The sequence below is a fragment of the Neobacillus sp. Soil_C_43 genome (assembly GCF_057656715.1).
In genome coordinates this window covers 1-254 of sequence record NZ_JBDGJV010000062.1, presented here as the reverse complement: position 1 = coordinate 254, position 254 = coordinate 1, and the positions used below count along the sequence as shown (strand labels likewise).

Below are 254 nucleotides of genomic sequence, written 5' to 3'. Positions count from 1 at the left end.
GAAGCGTGGTAACATGTGGAGCTGACTGATACTAATCGTTCGAGGACTTAACCAATTTTTAAAGCGAACTCGTTTTTACAAACACTTCTTCTACATTATCTAGTTTTGAGGGAATGAAAAAATTAAAATTTCCTCTTGCAAAATATGAAAAAGACATTATAATAAAATAGTGTCGATTAAATGGTCTGGTAATTATGGCGAGAAGGTCACACCCGTTCCCATACCGAACACGGAAGTTAAGCTTCTCAGCGCCG

1 rRNA gene is annotated in these 254 nt (G+C 37.4%); it reads left to right on the top strand.

The features are described 5' to 3' along the window. Positions 1–184 precede the first annotated feature (184 nt). Positions 185–254: ribosomal RNA gene (rrf, locus tag AC3A54_RS25615) — 5S ribosomal RNA — on the top strand; the annotation flags it as partial.